Origin of the sequence: Aureibaculum algae, assembly GCF_006065315.1 — a bacterium.
Lineage (GTDB): Bacteria > Bacteroidota > Bacteroidia > Flavobacteriales > Flavobacteriaceae > Aureibaculum > Aureibaculum algae.
On sequence record NZ_CP040749.1, the window covers coordinates 3,161,174 to 3,184,893 of the forward strand.

The window sequence follows — 23,720 nt, forward strand, 5'->3', positions numbered from 1 at the left end:
ATTTAGAACGCATGAATCTACTCATAAAATCTGCAAAAATAATTGACCGTCATAGTCCTTTTCATCTTAAAACACAAGATATTTTAATTGAAAACGGTAAGATTACTGAAATTTCGTCTACTATTAAAAACATCAATAATATAAAAGAAATTGAGCTAGAAAATCTTCATATTTCAGTGGGGTGGTTTGACACCAGTGTTTCTTTTGGTGAACCTGGTTTCGAAGAACGTGAAAATCTACCAAACGGATTAAACGTAGCCGCAAAAAGTGGATTTACAGCCGTTGCTGTGAATCCTAACACGTATCCTGTAATTGATAACAAATCTGCAGTTGAGTTTTTAATTAACAAAGCGAAGGGAAATATTGTTAATCTATATCCTATTGCTAACTTAACACAACAGGCAAGCGGTCAAGAAATTGCTGAATTGTTTGATATGTCTAATTCTGGTGCCATTGCATTTAGCGATTACAACAAATCAATTAGCAATGCAAATTTAATGAAAATAGCACTACTCTATGCCCAAAACTTTGACGGACTAGTAATGAGTTTTCCACAGAACAATTCCTTAAGTAATAATGGTGTTGCAAATGAAGGGGCTATGTCTACTAAATTAGGTTTAAAGGGAATACCAACAGTTGCAGAAGAGTTACAAATTGCTAGAGATTTATTTTTACTGGAGTATACTGGTGGTAAACTACATATACCTACTATTTCTACGGAGAAGTCCGTTAAATTAATAGCTGAAGCTAAGAAAAAGGGACTTAATGTAACCTGTAGTGTAAGTGCTCATCACTTATTTTTAAATGACAGTGAACTAAACGAATTTGATACCAATTATAAAGTGAAACCACCATTAAGAGAAAAGACGGACTTAAATGCTTTAAAAAAGGGAATTGTAAATGGTACAATTGATATGATAACTTCTGATCATAACCCGATTGACATAGAAAACAAAAAAGTAGAATTTGAAAATGCAAAAAATGGTACCATTGGTATGGAGAGTTTTTTTGGCGCTATAAATAAAGTGCTTCCTTTAGAAAAAACCATCGATTGTATAACAAATTCACCAAGAATGCGTTTTAAAATTGAAAATCCGACAATTGCAAAAGGAGAAATAGCAAATATTACGTTATTTAATCCTGATACGGAGTATGTATTTGGCGAAGAAAATATTTTTTCAACATCAAAAAACTCTGCATTTATAGGTAAACAATTAAAAGGAAAAGTTTATGGCATTTTTGCCAATAACAAATTTGTAATCAATTAATATTAATATATTTGCAACCAATTAACTAATACTTTAAATTTAAAATAAATTATGGATCAAAACACAATCGACGAAGGAAAAACAATGGGTATAATTGCCTACATTACTTTTATAGGTACAATTATTGCTTTTGTTATGAATAACGACAAAAAAAATGCATTCGCATCATTTCACATTAGACAAATGCTTGGTATTATACTTATAGGTATAGCACTAAACATAATCTTAAGATTTTTACCATTAGGTAGTTTAGGATTTTATATAGGTTTATTACCATTAGTACTTATGGTAATGGGAGCAATTGGAGCTTCTCAAGGCAAATTATCGAAAGTACCTGTTTTAGGTGATCAATTCGAAGAATGGTTCAAAACTATAGGATAAATTAATTTAAAAATTTATATTTTAGCCACGCTTTTAGCGTGGTTTTTTTTGTTATAAACTATTTTAAAATCAAGATAATTTAACTAGTTAATCTTATTTTAGCAACGTTTTTCTATTCCTATTAAAGCCATTAATCTTTACAAATCAAATCAATGAATTTATCTTTAGAATACTTAGTAAGAAAACCAAAAAGTAATATTAAGAACCCACCACTGTTAATACTACTTCATGGATACGGTAGCAATGAACAAGATTTATTTTCATTTGCCGATGAATTACCGGATGATTTATTAATCATAAGTGCAAGAGCTCCTTTAACTATGGGACCTGGCGGATATGCATGGTATACAATACATTTTGACAATACTGACGGTAAATTTTCGGACACTGACGAAGCTTTAAAATCTAAAGAGATAATCAACAACTTTATCGATGAAGTAATCGCCAATTTTGATGTCAACCCTAATAAAGTATTTTTATTGGGTTTCAGTCAAGGTACCATTTTAAGTTATGCCGTAGCATTGAGTCATCCTGAAAAAGTACAATATGTAGTTGGACTAAGTGGTTACATAAATAACGAATTACTTCCAGAAAATTTAAACCATACTAATTTTAAAAATTTAGAAATCTATAGTTCTCATGGTACTGTAGACCAAGTTATTCCTGTTGACTGGGCGAGAAAAACAAAACCCTTTTTAGATAATTTAGGTATTAAAAACAGCTATGAAGAATATCAAGTTGGACATGGTGTAGCTCCTCAGAATTTTTATAGTTTAAAGCAATGGATCGAAGCCAGAATTTAGCAATTAATCTTTCCTAGCCAATCCAAAGTAAAGGAAATTTAATACTCCATTGTTTTTACCCATATTTCACTTATTACTATCATAATTAGCAGTAATAATAACGGTTAGGATAAAATGATTAACTTCGTAAACAGCATAAAAGAAGTAAAATGAAAAATTTAATCTTTTTATTAATCATTTATTTATTCCTATCATCTTGCGAAAAAGCAGAAGATAAAATTGAAAATAAGGATGCAGAACCAATAGCTTTTACGGTAATTGGAGATGTGCCTTATGGTGATTCTCAATTAGAAGGTTTAGTCAATTTAATTGAAAAACACAATGCACAAGAAGCCTCTGAATTTGTTGTTCATGTTGGTGATATAAAAAAAGGAAGTGTTCCCTGTGAGGAAAATGTATATAAAGACGTCAATACTATTCTAAAAAAAATTAAAGCACCTACGTTTATTGTTTTAGGTGATAATGAATATAACGATTGTGACAATCCAAATGAAGGTTTAGAATTTTGGAATACCTATTTTTTACAATTCAATAAAAACTGGAATTTCAAACACACTGTAACGAACCAACCCAACAGGATAGAAAACTTTAACTGGATTCAGAATAACGTCTTATTTATTGGCCTAAATATTGTTGGAAGTTCAGTGCATGATGCAGACGAGTGGCAAACACGTTTAACAGAAAATGGTATTTGGGTGCAACAATTAATCGACACTAATAAAAATAATATAGAAGCTATAGTAATTTTTTCTCATGCCAATATGGTTGAGGCTGGTGCAGATAAATTTAAACCATTTACTGATTTATTTAGAACTGCAGCCAAAGACTTTACTAAACCTATATTACTCGTTAATGGTGATGGCCATTTTTGGATTAAAGACAATCCTTATGAGGAAAAAAATATTACTCGCGTACAAATTACAGGAGGTGCAGACGCTTTAAAGGTTTCTATTGATACGTCGAACGAAAATCCTTTTTCATTTGACAATAATTTTTTAGATTAGTAAACTTCATATTCATCAATTAAAAAAACAAACTGGAAAATCTTAAAAACTCAAAATTAGATACCATCATTATTGGCTCTGGTGTAGGTGGACTTTCTGCGGCAATTTGTTTAGCCAAAGCAGGACAAAAAGTGTTAGTATTAGAAAAACATGATGTCCCAGGTGGCTGGTGTCATAGTTTTTACCTTAACGGATACCGTTTTACACCTGGTGTTCATTATGTAGGTTTACTAGGTGAAGGAGAATCGACTAATGAACTTTACAAAGGTTTGGGTATTGCAAATGATTTGGTTTTTTATAGAATGAACCCTAATGGTTTTGAACATTGTTGGATTGGTGATGAACGTTTTGATTATCCTGCAAATATTAATGATTTCGCCACTTCTCTTTCTCAACGTTTTCCAAAGGAGGAAAAACAAATAAAGAAATATTTAACCCTTGTTAAAAATGTAACTACTGAGTTGCAACTCATTCCGAAATTAAAAGGCTTTTGGCAACATTTAACAGTACCTTATAGAACGAGGCACATGGGTAAATTTGCTCTATTCAGCTTAAAAAGAGTTATGAATTGGCATATTAAAAATCCGTTATTACAAAAAATCCTATATATACAATATGGCGATCATGGTTTACCACCATCAAAAGCTCCATTTCCTTTACATTGTGCCGTTATGGGACATTATTTTAGTGGGAGTTATTACCCAATGGGCGGCGGCGGAGCAATTGTAAAAGCCATGACTAATAGCATTAAAAAACATGGTAGTGAGGTACAAACTCAACAAGGTGTAAAGTCCATTTTACTAGCCAACAACAACAAAAAAAAAGCAATTGGTGTTGAACTTGAAAATGGAGAAAAGCTATTTGCGGATAGAATCATTTCAAATGCTGATCCTGGAATTACTTTTTTGAATTTAGTAGGTAAAGAAAATATTAGTGCCAAACTTTTAAAACGCTTAACGAAGACTAAATATTCATGTACCTCTTTAATGTTATTTCTAACGGTGGATATGGATGTAAAAAAAGCGGGTTTAGATTCAGGAAACATTTGGCTTTTGCCAAATAAAGATATGGATGATTTGCATGACGATATGCAAAAAATAAATATTTTAGAAGGAGATGAATTTTCTGGTCTTTTTATAAGTTGTACAACCCTAAAAGACCCTGCCAGCTTCGATGGTCGTTACCATACTATAGAAGCAATAACATATATTAACCATAAAGCTTTTGATAAATTTAAGAATGAAAAGGACAACGACAGGTCCTCTGAATACTTAGCTTTTAAGGACAAAATAATGGACAAAATAACAAACAGTCTAGAAAAAGTTGTGCCAGGTATTTCAGAAAACATTATACATAAAGATTTAGGCACACCATTAACAAATCAATATTATGTCAACACTACTAACGGTAGTGTTTATGGTACAGAAAAGAGTTTTAAGCAAATTGGACCTTTTGCATATAAACCGGAAACCGAAATTGAAAATCTTTATTTATGCGGTTCAAGTGTTTTATCTCATGGTGTTGCAGGAGCGAGCTATTCAGGTGTTGAAACTGCTGCAAAAATTTTAGGATGCAAACAGGAAGATTTACTAAAACCGGACGAAAATCAAAAGATTAGAATATATGAGGCAGAAGACGATAGTAACTACCCCGACTGGATGCTTAAGAAAATTGAAGTAAAAAAAGCACGACTTAAATCAAAACAGGATACAATCTAGAATGTTTTTCTTACACGCTAATTTTTAAACCATCATAAGCTAAAAATACATTTTCTGGTAATTGCTCTTGTACTTCTTTATGAAAACCTAAATTGTGACTGATATGTGTTAAATAGGCTCTTTTAGGTTGTAACTCATCAATAAAACTAAGGGCATCTTCTAAATTTAAATGGGTCGGATGTGGCTCTTTTCTTAAGGTGTTCACTACAAGAGTATCCAAATTTTTAAGTTTATCTTTTTCTTTATCCTCAATTGTCTTTAGATCTGTTAAATAAGCAAAATCATCAAATCTATAACCAAAAATGGGTAATTTTCCATGGATTACTTCAACAGGAAGCACTTCTTTTTCTCCTAGTGTAAACACCTCATTTTCTACAACTTGAATTCCTGCACTTGGAGCTCCAGGATATCTATTTACTTTTGTGAAAATATAATAAAAACGTTGCTCTAAATTACCAATAATTCTTTCTGGAACAAATAATGGGACGTTACCCATTTTATGTGAAAAAGGTCTGATGTCATCTAAACCAGCTGTATGATCGGCATGTTCATGAGTAAATAAAATACCATTAATGGCATCAACATTTTCTCTCAACATTTGTTGCCTAAAATCAGGACCACAATCAATAATGTATCTAAAGTTACCCCATTCAAGCATAATAGAGCTACGCAACCTTTTATCCTTAGTATCATCTGATAAACAGACTGGATGATTACTACCAATAATTGGTATGCCTTGAGAAGTTCCTGTACCCAAAAAAGTAATGTTCATATCAAATCTTTTTACAAAAATAACGTTTAATTTTTAACAAATTTAAGGTATAGTTCTTACATTTGTAAAACAAAAATAGCCAGAAATGTCAGTTACTTTAAAAGGTGATAAAGAAATTGCGAATATCCCTTCCATTAAAAGAAAGTCGTTAAAAATTAATCTTAATGACAATATTTATGGAACCTTTGCCGAAATAGGTGCGGGTCAAGAAACTGTGCGTAATTTTTTTAGAGCTGGTGGTGCTTCTGGAACTATTGCCAAAGCGATGTCAGCATATGACAAAGATTTTTCTGATGCTATTTATGGCATTGAGCATGACAATAGATATGTTACTCAGCCTCGTTTAAAAAAAATGTTGACTCATGAAATTGAGTTAATGGAAGATCGCTTAAGTAGATCTAAACATCCTGAAAAACTATTCTTTTCGTATGCCAATACTGTTGCGACAATAGATTTTGCTAAAAAGTTTAAAGGACATGGATGGGTTGGTATTAAATTTCAATTAGATCCGCTTGAGGATTATAATGAAATTGTTTTACACATTAGATTTAAACAAAATGATGCCCGTTTACAACAAGAAACATTAGGCGTATTAGGTGTAAATCTTATTTTTGGTGCTTTTTACATGAATGATAGACCGAAAGAATTATTAAAATCTTTCTACGACAATTTGGACAAAGACCAAATTGAAATAGACATGATTAATTTTTCTGGACCTCGTTTTATGTATGTAGACAATAGGTTGATGAGTCTTCAGTTGGTAAAAAACGGAATGACTGATGCCGTAATGTTTGGACCAGATGGTAACAATTTATTACCTGCTCAAGTATTATATAAAAAGAATATTTTAGCATTGCGTGGTAGCTTTAGACCCGTTACCAAAGTGAATATGGATATGTTTGAAAACGCTCAAAAAATGTTTTTAAACGAGAAAACGGTTTCTGAAGATAATGCTAAAATTATATTTGAAATTACCTTAGCTAATTTAAGAGCCGAAGGTGAAATTAATGAACGTGACTTTTTAGACAGAGCTGAACTACTTTGCTCTTTAGGTCAAAACGTTATGATCACCAATTTTCAAGAATATTATAAACTGGTTGAATATTTTGCTCAATTTACGAAAGCAAGAATGGCCTTGGCAATGGGTGTTTACAACTTAGTTCAGATTTTTGATGAGAAGTATTACCGTCACTTAAGTGGTGGTATTTTGGAAGCTTTTGGTAAATTATTCTTTAAAGATTTAAAAGTATATCTATATCCATTAAAAGACCAAGATACGGGCGAATTTATAACTAGTGATACGTTAAAAGTACATCCTCGTATGAAAGAATTGTATAAATTCTTTAAGTACAATGGTAAGATGTTAGATATAGAAAACTTTAACCCTGAAATACTAGATATTTTCTCTAGAAATGTATTGCAAATGATTGCCGATGGTGAAGAAGGTTGGGAAGAAATGATTCCTCATCGTGTAGCTGAACTTATAAAAGATCATCGTCTTTTTGGATACTCTACTAGAAAGTTTGCAAAAAAAATAAATAAGTAAAAAATAAAGCCTCGAAATTCGAGGCTTTATTTTTTTAGTATTTTCCTAAATTTTGTTTCATCCAATTAGTATATGCGGTTTCTAATGCAATTACTTTATCAGGATATTTATCAGCAAGATTAACTCTCTCACCAGGATCTTTATTTAAATCAAATAATTTTAATGTAAGATCATTGACTATGGGTTTTATATATAAATTTGATGGTCTTCCTTTCCAACTATTTTCATTTGTATTTGTCAGTTTCCAATCCCCTTTTCTTACCGCCCAAGTCTTTTGCCATTTCCAAACTAACAAACGCTCTTTCTCTGGCTTTAAAAGACTAATACCATCAATAGTGTCATCATTTAATTGAACTCCACTAGCTTCTAACAATGTCGGCATTATATCTAAGGCAGACACGTAATTACCTTCTACCCTACCTCCTGCTATTTTACCTGGCCATCGAATTGCCATTGGCACTCTAATTCCACCTTCCCAAATAGAATATTTTCCCGCTGTAAGTGGTGCATTATTAGCTCCATTTAATGGAGTACCTCCATTATCTGAAACATAAACAATTATTGTATTATCATCTAAATTTTCAGACTTTAATACGTCTAATACACGACCAATATTATCATCTAAACAATTTAAATTTGCCAAATAATATTTTCTAAGATCTTCATCTTGAATAGCCCCTAAACGCGAATATTTATCATAATATGCAGAATAGGAACCTGTTTTCCGTTTATCAAAGGCAACCAAACTATCAGGATCATAGTTTGCAATAGGTTTTACATCAAATTTATCTAAATATTTTTGTGGTACTTGATGTATTAAATGGTGTACTGAATTATACGCTAATGTTAAGAAAAAAGGTGTGTCTTTTTTACGTTTTATAAAATCAATTGCTTCATCCGTAAAAATGTCAGTTAAATACCCTTCTTCATAACTTTTCTCTCCCATATTATGCATTAATGGACCTAGAAGAGCACTGGTACCATATGGATCAGGAGTTCTATCTTTAATTTTTTGTGAATTCAACCAATAATCATGGGCATGAGCTGAAAAACCTAAAAATTCATCATAACCATGATGTAAAGGATATTCACGCACATCATTTCTATGAAATTTTTGACCTAAATCATTTTTACCAACTCTAGCAGTGGCATAACCTGCCTCTTTCAAATATTCTGCAATAGTTTTAACACTATCTGGTAAACCAGGCCCCCAACTTGCATGTTTATCCCATCTAAATTGATTTTTTCCTGTGATTAACCCTGCTCTTGAAGGACTACAAACTGGAGCCGTAGTATAGGCCTGCGTAAAAACCATACCCGCATTTGCAATTCTGGACATGTTGGGTGTAGAAATATCTGCACTTTTATTTTCGAAAGGATCAAAATCTGCATACCCTTGATCATCCACTACAATTAATACAATATTCGGTTTTATATTAATAGTTACATCCTCCTTTAAAGTCTTATTATTACAACCAAAAACTAATAGTAGCAGACTTAAAAATAAATATTTTTTCATTTTTTTTTAGTTTTACCGGTTACAATGTTTGACTTCTAAATTTCTTAAACTATTCTTTAACTTTCGAAAAAACTACTATAAATAAAATTCAAAAATAGAATAATTACTATTATCGAGAATATTAAAATAATAAGTTTTACAATTTGCTTTTTATTTCTGTTAATTCTGATTTTTCTACTCATTTTTATACTCTTTTATGCTAAAACCTGAGCCGCGTGATCTTTAGTCTTAACTTTGGTTATAATATTTTCTATAATTCCTTTTTCATCAATTACAAAAGTAGTTCGGTAAATGCCATCAAATTCTCTACCCATAAACTTTTTAGGCCCCCACACTTTATAGGCATTGATAACTTCCTTATCAACATCTGCTAACAGAGGAAAAGGTAAGGTGTTTTTTTTTATAAAATTTTCCTGTTTTTTTGCTGTATCTGCACTTACACCCAATAATTCATAACCCTTTTCAATAAGTGTTGCATAATTATCGCGTAAATTACAAACTTCAGCAGTACATCCAGGTGTACTTGCTCTTGGATAAAAAAACAAGATTAATTTCTTTCCTTTATAATCTTCCAATTTACGAGTTTTGCCTTCTTGATCCAATGCTTCAAAATGAGGTGCCTTCTCTCCTATTTTTAATGTCGTCATTATTGTTATTTTTGTTGAATATAAGTTTTATCAAAGCTAATTAAAAATGACTAAAAAAGAAAGTGTAGATTTTGTAATAACAGAATTAGAAAAATTATATCCAAAACCACCCATTCCATTAACACATAAAGATCCGTATACATTATTAATTTCAGTATTATTATCTGCACAAAGTACTGATGCTAGGGTAAATACTATCACTCCTCTCCTATTTAAAAAAGCAGATAATCCTTATGATATGGTTAAGTTAAGTGTTGAGGAAATTAGAGAAATAATAAAACCTGTTGGCCTTTCACCTATGAAATCGAAAGGGATTTACGGTTTATCTAAAATATTAATCGAAAAGCATGATGGTAATGTTCCGCAGAGTTTTGAAGATTTAGAAGAACTACCAGCTGTTGGTCACAAAACGGCGTCTGTTGTTATGAGTCAAGCATTTGATATTCCGTCATTTCCTGTTGACACGCATATTCATAGATTAATGTATCGATGGAATTTAAGTAATGGTAAAAATGTAGTTCAAACAGAAAAAGATGCGAAACGCTTATTTCCAAAAGAAATATGGAATAAATTACATCTTCAAATTATATATTACGCTAGAGAATATTCTCCTGCCCGAGCATGGGATTTAGAAAAAGATATAATAACAAAAAAAATAGGCAGAAAAAGTGTTCTCAATGCCTATTATAATAAATAAAAAAGGCTTGTAATTTCTTACAAGCCTTTCCTTTTTAATTCAAATTAAACAAAATTTGTTTGTCATCCTCATTTTTGATTACTTCAATTGATTTTGAGTAATTCAAAATAAATGAGATTGTACTTTGTTTGGGGGCGAATTGCGTATTTAACAATTCTTCAGTGTAAATTTTCTTCATATATACTAAAATTAATTATTAGGGTTAAGTATATAACGAAGAAATATTTACATTATTGTTAATTAGTTAAAACTATTTTATTCTTTTCAATAATTTTTCTCAAATTAATCAAGGCATATCGCATTCTACCTAAGGCAGTATTGATACTAACACCTGTATTTTCAGAGATTTCTTTAAAACTCATGTCTCTATAAATACGCATAATTAATACTTCTTTTTGATCTTCAGGTAATTCTTCAATTATCCTTCTAACGTCAAAATGAATTTGATTTTTTATAATTTCTTTCTCTGCATTTAAAGAAGAATCACTTAATACTGAAAAAATATCAAATTCTTCAGTATTCTTAAATGAAGGCATTCTATTACTTTTTCTAAAATGATCAATAACTAAGTTATGAGAAATTCTCATTACCCAAGGTAAGAATTTACCTTCTTCGTTGTAGTTACCTAATTTTAAAGTTTTGATTACTTTAATAAAAGCATCTTGAAAAATATCTTCTGCGATATCTCTATCTAATACTTTAGAATAAATAAAACTGTAGATTTTTTGTTTGTGACGACCAACTAATATTTCTAATGATCTTTCACTACCATTAATGTAGTTCTTAACTAAGACGCTATCGTCCAACTTTTGTTTTTGCATAATTCCCTTTTTTTGTCAATGAAGCTATGAGACTTCGTTAATTAATTATAAAAGTAGAACTATACTATAAGCGTTTATTTTTTAGTTAAGGGGGAAACTAGTTCCTAATTGTTTTGTTACATTGGTTAGATACAACAGGACAAATATAATGACATTCTTTTTAATAAAACAAACTTTTTTTAATATTATTTTATGGCGTACTATATTTTTTTTACAAAAATAAGTCACTATCTTTGTCGCTATTTCATATTTTAAAGGGCTTCCGTGAAGATAGACAACTTAGATCCAAGAGAACAAATAATTATAAAAAAAGCTGCATTACACAACTTAAAAGACATAGATGTGGCTATTCCTAGAAATAAATTAGTAGTTATTACTGGCTTATCTGGGTCTGGAAAATCAAGTTTAGCATTTGATACTTTATATGCAGAAGGGCAACGTCGGTATGTAGAAAGTTTATCGTCATATGCAAGACAATTTTTAGGCAAATTAAACAAACCCAAAGTTGAATATATTAAGGGTATTGCTCCTGCAATTGCGATTGAACAAAAGGTAAATAGCACAAATCCTCGTTCTACGGTAGGTACTTCTACTGAAATTTACGATTACTTTAAACTTTTATTTGCCCGAATAGGTAGAACTTATTCACCAATTTCCGGTAATGAAGTCAAAAAAAATACCGTTGCTGATGTTATTGATCATGTTAAAAAATATGATAATGGTAGTAAATTATTATTATTAGCACCTATATATATAGATGAAGATAGAACCTTAGAAAAGGTACTACAAATTTTAGAGCAGCAAGGTTATTCTAGAATTAAAGTTAATAATGACGTTGTTAGAATCAATGACTTTAAACCTAAAAATCAAAAAGAATTTCAGTTGGTAGTTGATAGAGTCGTTGTACAAGACGATGAAGACTTTTACAACCGATTGGCAGATGCCATTGAAACTACCTTTTTTGAAGGTAAAGGCGAATGTGTAATTGAAGATTTATCAAATAACAATCAAAATATCTTTAACAATAAGTTTGAACTCGACGGAATTTCTTTTTTAGAACCAAATACACATTTATTTAGTTTTAACAATCCATATGGAGCGTGTCCAGCTTGCGAAGGATACGGAAATATAATAGGTATAGATAAAGATTTAGTAATCCCAAATACATCATTATCAATTTATGATGACGCTATTGTACCGTGGCGAACAGAATCTTTTTTAGAATATAAAGAAGCTTTAGTTGATAATGCCTATAAATTTGATTTTCCAATTCACAAACCTTATTTTGAATTAACAGAAGAGCAAATTCAATTACTATGGGATGGAAACAAATATTTTCATGGGTTAAATACATTTTTCAAACATATTGAAGAAAAAACCTATAAGATTCAATACCGAGTAATGCTTTCAAGATATCGTGGCAAAACAAAATGTACTACATGTAATGGTAAACGATTACGACAAGAAACTGCCAATATTAAAATAAGTGGAACTACAATAACAGATCTCGTAAACCTTCCTATTAATGAAGTTCTTGATTTTTTTCAAGGTCTAAAACTTGAGGAACATGATCAACAAATTGCGAAAAGACTCTTAAAAGAAATCAATAACAGATTACTTTTCTTGTCAGATGTAGGTTTAAATTACTTAAGTTTAAATAGAGCATCTAATTCTCTTTCTGGAGGTGAAAGCCAACGTATTAATTTGGCTACTTCCTTAGGTAGTAGTTTGGTAGGCTCTATGTATATTTTAGATGAACCCAGTATCGGCTTGCACTCTAAAGATACAGAACGCTTAGTAAATGTATTAAAAGGATTACGCGATTTAGGTAATACTGTAATTGTTGTTGAACATGATGAAGATATTATGAAAGCGGCAGACTACATTATTGATATTGGACCTGAAGCAGGAACTTTTGGTGGTGAATTGGTAGCATATGGCACTTATAATGAAATTTTAAAAGCCGACACGTTAACGGCAAATTACCTAAAGGGAAAATTAAAAATTGAAGTTCCAAAAGAAAGAAGAAAAGGTCTTGGTTACATAAAAGTAATTGGAGCAAGAGAACATAATTTAAAAAATATTGATGTTCAATTTCCATTGAATACGTTAACTATAATTACTGGAGTTTCTGGAAGTGGAAAAAGTACTTTAGTTAAAAATATTCTATATCCTGCCTTACAGAAAAAATTATTTAATCATGGTGAAAAACCAGGACAATTTACAGATATTGAAGGTGATTTTTCTACTATTAAAAGTGTCGAATTTATAGATCAAAATCCAATAGGGCGTTCAAGTAGATCAAACCCTGTTACTTACATAAAGGTATATGATGATATCCGAGCTTTATTTACACAACAAAAATTATCTAATATAAGAGGTTATAAAGCAAAACATTTTTCTTTTAACGTAGATGGTGGTAGATGCGAAACCTGCAAAGGAGAAGGCGAAGTAACCATTGGTATGCAATTTATGGCAGATGTACATTTACCTTGTGAAACCTGTAAAGGCAAACGATTTAAAAAAGAAATACTAGAAGTAAAATTTGAAAATAAATCTATTTCTGATGTCTTAGAAATGACAATTGATGAAGCAACTGCATTTTTTAAGCAGCATGAACAAAAAAAGATTGTCACCAAATTAAAACCGTTGCAAGATGTAGGGTTAGGTTACGTACAATTAGGTCAGGCCTCTTCTACCCTATCAGGTGGTGAAGCTCAACGAATTAAGCTTGCTTCTTTCTTAGTAAAAGGAGTTACAAAAGATAAGGTTTTATTCATTTTTGATGAACCCACAACAGGATTACATTTTCACGATATTAAGAAACTACTTGCTTCGTTTAATGCCTTAATTGAAAAAGGACATTCTATTGTGGTGATTGAACATAACATAGACTTAATAAAATGTGCTGATTATATTATTGACCTAGGTAAAGACGGAGGAAAAACGGGTGGTCAACTATTATTTCAAGGGTTACCTGAAGATTTAGTTAATGTAAAGGAATCTTATACATCGAAATATTTGGGAGAGAAACTTTAATAAAAATGACTATTATAATTTTAATCAAAATCTAATTTCTATGATAATAATAGTTGAGAGAAATGATATAAAAACTAATTTTCTGTAATTTAAAAAAAAGCTGAATTATAAAATAATTCAATATTTACTTGTTCTTTATTTAAAAAATTTCTATATTTCATACTTATATTTTTAACGCTAAACATTATATATTATGAAAAAAATTATTTTTTTATTTCTAGGATTAAGTATGTTTATTTTTAATAGTTGCGAAAATGACATTGTTAATGAGCCAGACAACGAATTGCAATTAGACGTACCAATTTCAACTAAAGCAGTTGATTACGACGACACCAAACTTCATTATTATGGAAATAATAAGTGGTATGGAAATTTCGGTAGTGTAACCTGTTGGTTTAGTGGAGCTTCTCCTACTCAATTACAGAATGGAGTAAGAAGTACTTGGAATATGATTGTCTCTCCGGTTGATCCTTTAGATTATGACAAAAAAGGTGTTAATTCTTGGGGAGGATCGGCTTCTGGTTTTTATATTAATATAAATTGCGTTTCTTCTGGAGGCACTATAAAAATGCTAAATGCAAAAAAGATTATTAATACTACTTCCGATGGGAATGGTGGTTGGATTGTCGATAACTATTACAGACTTACTACCAAATACATTAGTGTTTTAGGACCTCCTGGTAACTGCTTGTATGAAGGAAAAATCATACTAGATAGTAATTGTAAACCTTTGATAGTCTCAAAAGATTCAGATATGCCGACTGGTTGTTTAGAAGATGATGATGATCTTATTCTTATATTAGATTAATTTATAAAATTAGGTGAAACCACTAAAATTGAATTCAATTTTAGTGGTTTTGTAATTTGGAAAGGTTTATGCAATCGATAAATTATTATCTATTTATGCTTTTCTATTTACATATTATTATAACTTATAGTATTTAAAAGAAAAGTTGAATTAAAATCTAAGATTCTAATTCAACTTTTTTTAATTTATTTTAATGAGTACTCAGTTGTTACTCTTTCTTTACCTGCTTACCAGCGATTACAGCTTCAAGATTTTCTTTTGCTAAGACAAAATCTTCTTGAATTTCCACTGCTTTTTGGAAACTAAGTTTCGCTAAATCTAACTTCTCTTGCTCAAACTCAATCAGTCCTTTTAAGTTTGATATTGCAGCCAATAATGCTACCTGTTGCTGGTAATTTTTATTTACCGCATAGCTTACTTTTATCTCACCAGTATCTTTTAATTCCTGTGCTTTTTTAACAGCTGACATTGCTTCATCATATTTTTTCAACGCAAAATACAAATTAGCTAATTTATAAGCATGGTAGTTATTGCCTGACTTTACGGTTAACTTAGCATAGGTTTGAGCTGCTTTATCATAAGCTCCCATATTTTCTAAAGAGACAGCCTGCATCTCCAAAATTTGTTGTTTACTACCATCTTTACTCAAAACATCTGCACATACCATATAGCAAGAAGGATACTTTCTGTCGTTAAAATATAAATAAGCTAAACTGTCTTTATAAGTACTATTGTCGCCTTCTTTTGCTATAATATCATACATGCTTTTTTTAGCAACGTCTGAATCTGCATAACGTAAAGCTTGTTTTAATACCGCCTTATCTAATGAAGTATCTGTATTGCTTTGAGCATAAAAAGAAGTTATTGCTAAAAAAGCACTAAATGTAATGTAAAATTTTCTCATATTTATTATTTTGGGTGTCTACAAATTTATTGAAATTAATCTTAATAAAATGCTAAAGTTTTGTCTGGTTATTTTCTCTTATTTATTATGGTTCAAATCAAAAATAATATGAACCATAAACAAAAAAAGCTCCTTATTTCTAAGAAGCCTTATTTTTGGGTGGAAGATGGGGCTCGAACCCACGACCCTCGGTACCACAAACCGATGCTCTAACCAACTGAGCTACAACCACCATTTAATATATTCAGCAAACCATTTCTAGCTTAGCGGATGCAAATATAATCTATTTGTAGTATTGTTCAAATAAAAAATGAAAAATTTGTAACTTTAAACCTAATTTGTGCTACTAACTAATAAAACCACTAAACTAAAGTTAGATGAAACCTAAATTTTTATATTTCTTTTTTTTCATAATTAGTATCAATTGTACAAAACCAACAAATAGTGATGCTTTTATTGAAAACGTAACTGGACGCTATTTATACGATTCTGATCAAGTGATTGAAGTTTACTTTAAGGATAAGGTTTTACTATTAACCTGGAAAGGAATTAAAGACATAAAACCAATGAAGTTTGATGATGATATCTTTTTCGTAAAAGAAATGAACGAAAAGATCACTTTTAAAACAAATCCTCAAGATCAAAAAGAATATTTGGTATTACTTCCCAAAGAAGAAGGTGCTGAAATCACATTTAATTTTAAAAAATTAGAGAAAAATGAATTAACACCTAGTGAATATCTAGCAAACGATAATTTTGAAGAAGCATTAGCTGGTTATATAGCTATTCAACAAAAAGATTCATTAAACATAGCCGTAAACGAGAATGAGATGAACGCTATAGGTTATTATCATCTTGGACGAAATGAAATCCCAAAAGCCATTAACGTACTAAAAATCAATGCTGTTTTACACCCAAAAAGCGATAATGTATTTGATAGTTTAGGGGAAGCTTATTTGAAAAGTGGAGATACATTACAAGCCATAGTTAATTACAAAAAAGCACTAGCAATAGATTCTGGCAACAGACGTGCAAAAAACGTAGTTGAAAAATTTGATAAAAAATAAAGAAAGTGTTCGAAATAGGATATTAATTGACTCCTATCTATCCATTATTACTTTTTATAATATTTATGAATAACCTGTTGCCTATATCAAATCATCTAAATTATCAACAGCTACATAACGCTCTACCGTAAATCCTTCAGCATAATCTGCACCTATTAAACGCCCTAAATCTTTGGCTCTATATTCAATACTTTCTAAAAATGTTTTGGTAGCAATAGGCGAAGTTGGTTCCTTACTATTTGGATCATAAAATTGCGAGGCATAAGCCTTAATAGCTTCTATTTTTTTATTAATAAATCCAGATACATCAACAACAAAGTCCGGCTCAATGTTTTTCCATTGTATATAATGGTATACATGTTTTGGTCTCCAAGCTTCTTGATTTTTTCCGTCAACTTCAGTTTCTATCTTTCGTAGACCAGATAAAAAACAAGCATCGCTAACCAGTTTACTCCCTTTACCATGATCAATATGTCTATCGTCAATAGCATTACACAAAACAATGTTGGGCTTGTACTTTCTGATTATTTTTATAACTTCTCTTTGATGTGCTTTATCATTCACAAAAAAAGCATCGCTAAAAGCAAGGTTTTCTCTCACTTCAACTTTTAATATTTTCGCTGCATCAGAGGACTCTTTATCACGAATTTCCGCGGAACCTCTTGTTCCTAATTCACCTCTAGTTAAATCTAATATGCCAACCTTTTTTCCTAATGAAATTTCTTTCGCTATTGTTGCTCCACAACCTAATTCTACATCATCTGGATGTGCCCCTACTGCTAAAATGTCTAATTTCATATACTTATTTTATAGAGTTCAAAGATAAGAAAGAATTTCATTAGGAAAACTTTAACAATCTAATCATTCTACTTTTTTATTATTAACTATTTTTGCATAAATGGTTAACTAACCCATAAACTGTTCTGAATGAGAAAAATATTATCAATTATTTTGAGTGTTATCCTTTTAGCTGGTGCAATACTCCTGGCCAACTATTTCATAAAAAATAAAAACAAACCTAAACCTAAGTTTGATAAAATTATAAAAACTGTTGCTATTGACACGGTTAAAAACGGCGAAGTTCCTATCATTATTTCTGCTAGTGGAAATTTAGTCGCTAAAAATAAAATTGAACTTTACTCTGAGGTACAAGGTGTTTTAAGTACTGTTGGAAAAGATTTTAAAGCCGGTACTAATTATCAAAAAGGTCAAATTATCTTAAAAATAAATAGTGACGAATTTTATGCGAGTTTACAGTCACAAAAAAGTAATTTATACAATTTAGTTACTTCTATTATGCCAGATATTCGTTTAGATTTTCCAAAAGAGTTTGAAAAATGGCAATCTTACCTTCAGAGTTTTGACTTGAATAAAGCGACACCAAAACTCCCAGAATATGGATCTGATAAAGAAAAATATTTCATTTCAGGGAGAAATATTACGACAACATATTACAGTGTTAAAAACCTAGAAGTAAAGTTAGGAAAATATCAAATTAGAGCTCCATATAATGGGATATTAACAGAAGCTTTAGTTACACCTGGCACATTAATTAGGTCTGGTCAGAAATTAGGTGAATTTATTGATCCTAGTGTTTATGAAATGGAAGTTAACATAAGTTCTGAATTTAGTAATTTATTAAAAGTAGGAAACGCGGTTTCTTTACATGATTTAGAAAATACCCAATCATTTACTGGTAAAGTAATTCGTGTAAATGGAAAAATAGACCAAACTTCTCAAACGCTAAAAGCTTATATAGAAGTTAAAGATAAGTCATTAAAAGAAGGCATGTATCTCGAAGCTGATTTAACTGCAAAATCAGAGCATAATGCTTATAAAATCGATAGAAAACTTTTAATTGATAATACCAGTGTTTATGTTGTAAATGACACTCTTTTAGAATTAAAGAGTGTAAACCCTGTCTATTTTGAAGCCGAAAGTGTCATTATTAAAGGCTTACCCGATAATACTCAATTATTAGCCAATCCAGTATCAGGTGCTTATAATGGAATGCCTGTAAAGGTAAATACTGAAAAAAAATAGCATAAAACGATCATGCTGAAAGCTTTATCACCCTCGTGAATGATGAATAGCCAACAGTCCCGACGCTTCGGGATGACCGTTAAAAAAACAATAAAATAAACACATGAAAAAAATTATTACTTATTTTATTAAGTATCCAGTTGCTGTTAATGTAGTAATGTGGGCTTTTGTGATTTTTGGTGCCATTGGTATTTTTTCAATGAAATCATCTTTTTTCCCATTGGTTGATTCTGAAATTATCAATATTAATTTGGTTTATCCTGGTGCTTCACCTCAAGAGATGGAAGAAGGGGTTGTATTAAAAATTGAAGATAATTTAAAAGGTCTGGTGGGTATTGACAGAGTTACTTCTGTATCTCGTGAAAATTCAGCTACTGTTACAGTTGAAATAGAACGAGGAAGAAATATTGACATTATTCTGACGGAAGTTAAAAATGCAGTAGATCGTGTTCCCTCCTTCCCTAGCGGCATGGAACCTGCAGTTGTCGCTAAAATTGAAAGTATAAGGCCTACTATTAGTTTTACAGTAAGTGGAGAAAACCTTCCATTAAAAACCTTAAAAAAATATGCCAGAACTGTTGAAAATGACCTTAGAGCGATAGAGGGTATTTCACAAGTAAGTTTATCTGGATTTCCAGATGAAGAGATTGAAATTGCAGTTCGCGAAAATGATTTAAGAGCATATAATTTATCATTTGTTGAAGTAGCGAATGCTGTACAAAATTCGAATTTAATTATTACAGGTGGAAACATAAAAACCTCTGAAGAAGATTATTTAATCCGTGCTAGAAATAGATTTTATTACGGTGAAGAATTGTTTAATTTAATTGTAAGAACAGATCCTTCTGGAAACATAATCAGACTTCATGACATTGCTGAAATTAAAGACATTTGGAATGAAACCCCTGACCGTCTCTATTATAATGGTAATGTCGCAATTAACATTTCTGTTAGTAATACAAACAATGAAGATTTAATTTCGTCAGCTGATGCGGTAAAAGAATATATAGATAAATTCAATCAACAACACGATAATGTTACCTTAAACATATCAAGTGATGCTTCTATTACTCTAAATCAACGTACAGATTTATTGCTCGAAAACGGGATCATTGGTGTGCTTTTAGTACTACTGTTTTTAGCATTATTTTTAAATATCCGTTTGGCTTTATGGGTGGCCGTTGGTTTGCCAATATCCTTTTTAGGAATGTTTATTTTTGCTGCTCAATTAGGGGTGACTATTAATGTATTATCACTTTTTGGTATGATTATCGTCATTGGTATTTTAGTAGATGACGGTATTGTTATTGGTGAAAATATCTATCATCATTATAAAGATAAGGGGAAATCACCAATTAGAGCTGCTATAGATGGTACCATGGAAGTAATCCCTCCAATAGTATCAGCAATTATAACCACGCTACTAGCTTTCTCCACCTTCTTTTTCTTAGACGGAAGAATGGGTAAGTTTTTTAGTGAAGTATCTACTGTGGTAATATTAACGCTAACCGTTTCGTTAGTTGAGGCCTTGATTATTTTACCAGCTCATATTGCACATTCAAAAGCTCTGATGGATTCTAGTGCTAAATCAGGTAAGTTATTTGGCTTTTTTAGAATGATAAATGAGAAAGCTGATGCTGGTTTAGTTTATGTAAGAGAGCGGATGTACATTCCCTATTTAACATTCTTTTTAAAGCATAAACTATTAGGTTTTGCTATTCCAATTGCCCTATTAATATTTAGTATTGGAGCCTTAGGTGGAGGAATTGTTAGAACTTCTTTTTTTCCATCTGTTGCTAGTGACAGGGTTTCTATAGACCTTACAATGCCGCAAGGTACGAATGAAAAAATAACAGACTCTATAATATCAAGTATAGAAGTTGCTGCGTGGAAGGTAAATGAAGAATATACCAAAAAACAGACAGGTAATGTCTCGGTCATAGAAAATATAATAAAACGTATTGGACCAGGAACTTCTAATGGTACACTTACAATAAATTTATTGCCGGGAGAATCAAGAGATGTAAGTTCACCCGAAATAACAAATGCTATTCGAGAAAAAGTAGGTAAGGTTTTAGGCGTTGAAAGCTTGACCTTTGGTTCTGGTGGAAATTTTGGTGGTAGTCCTGTTTCTGTTTCATTATTAGGTAATAATATTACAGAGCTAAAAGCTGCGAAACTTGAATTGAAAGGTGAGTTAGAAAAAAACACCCTACTTAAAGACATTTCAGATAATGACCCATTGGGTATAAAAGAAATAAGAATAAAACTTAAGGATAACGCCTATATATTAGGGCTAAACCTCCAAACCGTAACAGCACAGATACGGGCTGGTTTTTTTGGTTATCAAGCACAACGTTTTCAACGTGGACAAGATGAGATCAAAGTTTGGGTACGGTATAAAAAAGAAGATAGATCTTCTTTAACGGATTTAGAAGATATGAGGTTGATTACACCATCGGGTACAAGAGTCCCTTTTGGAGAAATTGCCACCTACGAAATTGAAAGAGGAGACATTGCCATTAACCATTTAAGTGGACAACGAGAAATTCAAATAAATGCGGATACAAAAAATCCGGAAGAAAGTGCTACTGACATTTTAGAAGATATAAAGGTTAATGTAATGCCTCATATTTTTTCGAAATTCCCGTCGGTTTCAGCATCCTATGAAGGACAGAATAGAGAAGCTGCAAAAACGGTAGGTTCTGTAAGAATAGTTGGACCTATTATTTTAATGTTGATATATATAACTATTGCCTTTACATTTAGGTCTTATAGTCAACCCCTTTTACTAATCCTGATGGTTCCTTTTAGTTTAATTGGTGTGGTTTGGGGTCATTTCTTTCATGGTTTTTCAATTAACATTTTATCATGGTTAGGTATCATTGCTTTGATTGGTATTATGGTTAATGATGGATTGGTACTTATAGGTAAATTTAATACCTACCTTAAAGAAGGTGAGAAATATGATGACGCTTTAATTCACGCAGGTAGATCACGATTTAGGGCAATTTTACTAACATCATTAACTACTATTGCTGGTTTAGCACCATTGTTATTAGAGAAAAGTCGTCAAGCTCAATTTTTAAAACCAATGGCACTATCCATTTCTTATGGAATTGGTATTGCAACTGTACTTACACTTGTAATGCTACCTTTAATGTTATCTAGTTTTAATTATTTAAAAGTATTTGTAAAATGGATGCGTACTGGCGAAAATGTAACAAGAGAAGAGGTTGAAAGAGCTATTATTGAACTAGAAAGTGAACATGAAGAGCTAATTGATGATACGATGGTGAACGATGAAATAGAAGAAATAATGGATAAGTTTGATGACAATAATGATGAATTAAATACAAAAAATAATGAAATACATTAAGTTTATATATATCACCTTATTATTTGTTAGTGCAGTAGAAGCACAAGAAGAAACCATTTCAAAAGCTGAAGCTGTAAAAATGGCGTTAGAAAATAATTATGGAATTAAAATTGCCGATAACAATTTAAAAATTTCGGAAAACAATAAGAGTATTTATAATTCAGGTTTTTTACCTACTGTTGCAGGAAATGCTGGAGCTACATATAATTTAGACAATACAGAAGCCGTTTATGCAGATGGAAGAGTAACTAATTTGACTGGAGCTGAAAGTGATCGCTATAACGCATCTGTTAGCTTAAACTATGTGCTTTTTGATGGAATGGGTAGGCATTATGATTACCAAAGCTTAAAAGAACAATATAACCTATCTGAATTACAAGCTCGTCAAACTATTGAAAACACAATTTTACAATTATTTTCAGTGTATTATAACGTGGCTAAATTAACTGAAAATCATGTACTTCTTCAGCAAAGTCTTGCTATTTCTAAAGATAGATTACAACGGGTACAGTATCAATTTGAATATGGGCAAAACACGAAATTAGCTGTATTAAATGCAGAAGTTGATGTCAATAATGATAGTATCAATCTATTAAACACAAAACAGTCCTTGATAAATGCAAAACGTGATTTAAATGTTGTTTTAGGGAAAAATACTGCTCCCAATTTTACAGTTGATACTTTAGTGAATTTTACGTTAACACCACATAAAGAAACATTATTTGAAAAAGTTAAAACCAATAATGTTGAGATGTTACAATTAGATAAAAACATTACGATTAGTGAATTTCAGATCAAAGCAAACAAATCTGGTTATTTACCAACATTGGGATTAAACGGCACTTATGGTTGGAATAAAAACAATAATAATGCGGCCTCTTTTTTAGCTACTTCAACAAATACAGGTTTGTCAGCTGGTCTAACACTATCCTGGAATATTTTTGATGGTGGAAGAACTAAAACATTGGTTGATAACGCTAAAATAAATCTAGAAAATCAACAATTTCTTAAAGAGGAAACGGAACTTGATATTGCACGTACTTTTAATAATGCCTATGATGATTATTTGAATAAATTATTCATTTTACAGACCCAAGAAAAAAACGTACAAACCAATACTGATAATTTCAATAGAACGGAAGAACGTTTTAAATTAGGTCAAATAACATCGATAGAATTCAGACAAGCTCAATTAAACCTCATTAATGCTAAGAATGCAAAAAACAGTGCGAAATATGACGCTAAATTGGCTGAATTAGAAGTATTACAATTAAGTGGAGATTTATTAAATACTGACTTTTAAA

Annotated in this window: 19 protein-coding genes and 1 tRNA gene; 13 read left to right on the top strand and 7 right to left on the bottom strand. The window is 31.0% G+C overall.

Annotation, left to right across the window (positions count from 1 at the left end; genetic code table 11):
• Positions 1–11 precede the first annotated feature (11 nt).
• The 5 genes from FF125_RS13205 to FF125_RS13225 all read left to right on the top strand — a co-directional run bounded on the left by FF125_RS13205 (position 12) and on the right by FF125_RS13225 (position 5,174).
• Entirely contained in the window at positions 12–1,268 is a 1,257-nt protein-coding gene (locus tag FF125_RS13205; RefSeq protein ID WP_138950208.1) for a dihydroorotase, read from the top strand.
• A gap of 51 nt (positions 1,269–1,319) precedes the next feature.
• A complete protein-coding gene (locus FF125_RS13210) occupies positions 1,320–1,649 on the top strand; it encodes a DUF4870 domain-containing protein (RefSeq protein WP_138950209.1) in 330 nt (109 codons plus the stop codon).
• A 152-nt stretch (positions 1,650–1,801) separates the two neighbouring features.
• Positions 1,802–2,452: an alpha/beta hydrolase gene (locus FF125_RS13215; RefSeq protein WP_138950210.1), complete on the top strand. Its 651-nt coding sequence runs from the start codon at positions 1,802–1,804 to the stop codon at positions 2,450–2,452.
• A gap of 149 nt (positions 2,453–2,601) precedes the next feature.
• On the top strand, positions 2,602–3,456 hold the full coding sequence (locus tag FF125_RS13220) for a metallophosphoesterase (RefSeq protein WP_138950211.1): 855 nt from the start codon (positions 2,602–2,604) through the stop codon (positions 3,454–3,456).
• 68 nt (positions 3,457–3,524) lie between these two features.
• Complete coding sequence (locus FF125_RS13225) at positions 3,525–5,174, top strand: phytoene desaturase family protein (protein WP_394344129.1); 1,650 nt, start codon at positions 3,525–3,527, stop codon at positions 5,172–5,174.
• A 10-nt stretch (positions 5,175–5,184) separates the two neighbouring features.
• Here the strand turns inward: FF125_RS13225 and FF125_RS13230 are convergent, their stop codons facing one another.
• On the bottom strand, positions 5,185–5,946 hold the full coding sequence (locus FF125_RS13230; RefSeq protein WP_138950213.1) for an MBL fold metallo-hydrolase: 762 nt from the start codon (positions 5,944–5,946) through the stop codon (positions 5,185–5,187).
• Positions 5,947–6,031: 85 nt separating this feature from the next.
• Here FF125_RS13230 and FF125_RS13235 point away from each other — a divergent pair, with 85 nt between their 5' ends.
• A complete protein-coding gene (locus tag FF125_RS13235) occupies positions 6,032–7,492 on the top strand; it encodes a TonB-dependent receptor (RefSeq protein WP_138950214.1) in 1,461 nt (486 codons plus the stop codon).
• 34 nt (positions 7,493–7,526) lie between these two features.
• Here FF125_RS13235 and FF125_RS13240 read toward each other — a convergent pair whose 3' ends face one another.
• Complete coding sequence (locus FF125_RS13240) at positions 7,527–9,011, bottom strand: sulfatase family protein (protein ID WP_138950215.1); 1,485 nt, start codon at positions 9,009–9,011, stop codon at positions 7,527–7,529.
• A gap of 194 nt (positions 9,012–9,205) precedes the next feature.
• The gene (bcp, locus tag FF125_RS13245) at positions 9,206–9,658 is read right to left on the bottom strand and encodes a thioredoxin-dependent thiol peroxidase (protein ID WP_138950216.1); all 453 of its coding nucleotides are present in this window, start codon (positions 9,656–9,658) and stop codon (positions 9,206–9,208) included.
• 46 nt (positions 9,659–9,704) lie between these two features.
• On the opposite strand from bcp, the gene FF125_RS13250 reads away from it, so the two are divergent.
• Positions 9,705–10,355 carry an endonuclease III domain-containing protein gene (locus FF125_RS13250; protein WP_138950217.1) on the top strand — a complete coding sequence of 217 codons (651 nt, stop codon included), beginning with the start codon at positions 9,705–9,707 and terminating at the stop codon, positions 10,353–10,355.
• Between the two features lie 236 nt (positions 10,356–10,591).
• On the opposite strand, the gene FF125_RS13255 is transcribed toward FF125_RS13250, so the two are convergent.
• Complete coding sequence (locus FF125_RS13255) at positions 10,592–11,176, bottom strand: RNA polymerase sigma factor (RefSeq protein ID WP_117883040.1); 585 nt, start codon at positions 11,174–11,176, stop codon at positions 10,592–10,594.
• Between the two features lie 264 nt (positions 11,177–11,440).
• Here FF125_RS13255 and uvrA point away from each other — a divergent pair, with 264 nt between their 5' ends.
• Both uvrA and FF125_RS13265 read left to right on the top strand, forming a co-directional pair.
• Positions 11,441–14,215: an excinuclease ABC subunit UvrA gene (gene uvrA / locus FF125_RS13260; protein WP_138950218.1), complete on the top strand. Its 2,775-nt coding sequence runs from the start codon at positions 11,441–11,443 to the stop codon at positions 14,213–14,215.
• Between the two features lie 193 nt (positions 14,216–14,408).
• On the top strand, positions 14,409–15,023 hold the full coding sequence (locus FF125_RS13265; protein WP_138950219.1) for a hypothetical protein: 615 nt from the start codon (positions 14,409–14,411) through the stop codon (positions 15,021–15,023).
• Positions 15,024–15,231: 208 nt separating this feature from the next.
• Here the strand turns inward: FF125_RS13265 and FF125_RS13270 are convergent, their stop codons facing one another.
• On the bottom strand, positions 15,232–15,927 hold the full coding sequence (locus FF125_RS13270; protein ID WP_138950220.1) for a hypothetical protein: 696 nt from the start codon (positions 15,925–15,927) through the stop codon (positions 15,232–15,234).
• A 157-nt stretch (positions 15,928–16,084) separates the two neighbouring features.
• Positions 16,085–16,160: transfer RNA gene (locus FF125_RS13275), tRNA-His, on the bottom strand.
• Positions 16,161–16,304: 144 nt separating this feature from the next.
• On the opposite strand from FF125_RS13275, the gene FF125_RS13280 reads away from it, so the two are divergent.
• Positions 16,305–16,994, top strand: coding sequence for a tetratricopeptide repeat protein (locus FF125_RS13280; RefSeq protein ID WP_138950221.1), 690 nt, complete (start codon positions 16,305–16,307; stop codon positions 16,992–16,994).
• Between the two features lie 81 nt (positions 16,995–17,075).
• Here FF125_RS13280 and bshB1 read toward each other — a convergent pair whose 3' ends face one another.
• Positions 17,076–17,792 (bottom strand): bacillithiol biosynthesis deacetylase BshB1, encoded by a 717-nt coding sequence (gene bshB1 / locus FF125_RS13285; protein ID WP_138950222.1) that lies wholly within the window; start codon positions 17,790–17,792, stop codon positions 17,076–17,078.
• A gap of 129 nt (positions 17,793–17,921) precedes the next feature.
• On the opposite strand from bshB1, the gene FF125_RS13290 reads away from it, so the two are divergent.
• From FF125_RS13290 to FF125_RS13300, 3 genes are all read left to right on the top strand, one after another.
• Positions 17,922–19,037: an efflux RND transporter periplasmic adaptor subunit gene (locus FF125_RS13290; RefSeq protein ID WP_138950223.1), complete on the top strand. Its 1,116-nt coding sequence runs from the start codon at positions 17,922–17,924 to the stop codon at positions 19,035–19,037.
• A gap of 103 nt (positions 19,038–19,140) precedes the next feature.
• Entirely contained in the window at positions 19,141–22,416 is a 3,276-nt protein-coding gene (locus tag FF125_RS13295; protein ID WP_138950224.1) for an efflux RND transporter permease subunit, read from the top strand.
• Positions 22,403–23,719: a TolC family protein gene (locus FF125_RS13300; RefSeq protein WP_138950225.1), complete on the top strand. Its 1,317-nt coding sequence runs from the start codon at positions 22,403–22,405 to the stop codon at positions 23,717–23,719. The genes FF125_RS13295 and FF125_RS13300 overlap by 14 nt, the downstream gene beginning before the upstream one ends.
• Position 23,720: the final 1 nt, after the last annotated feature.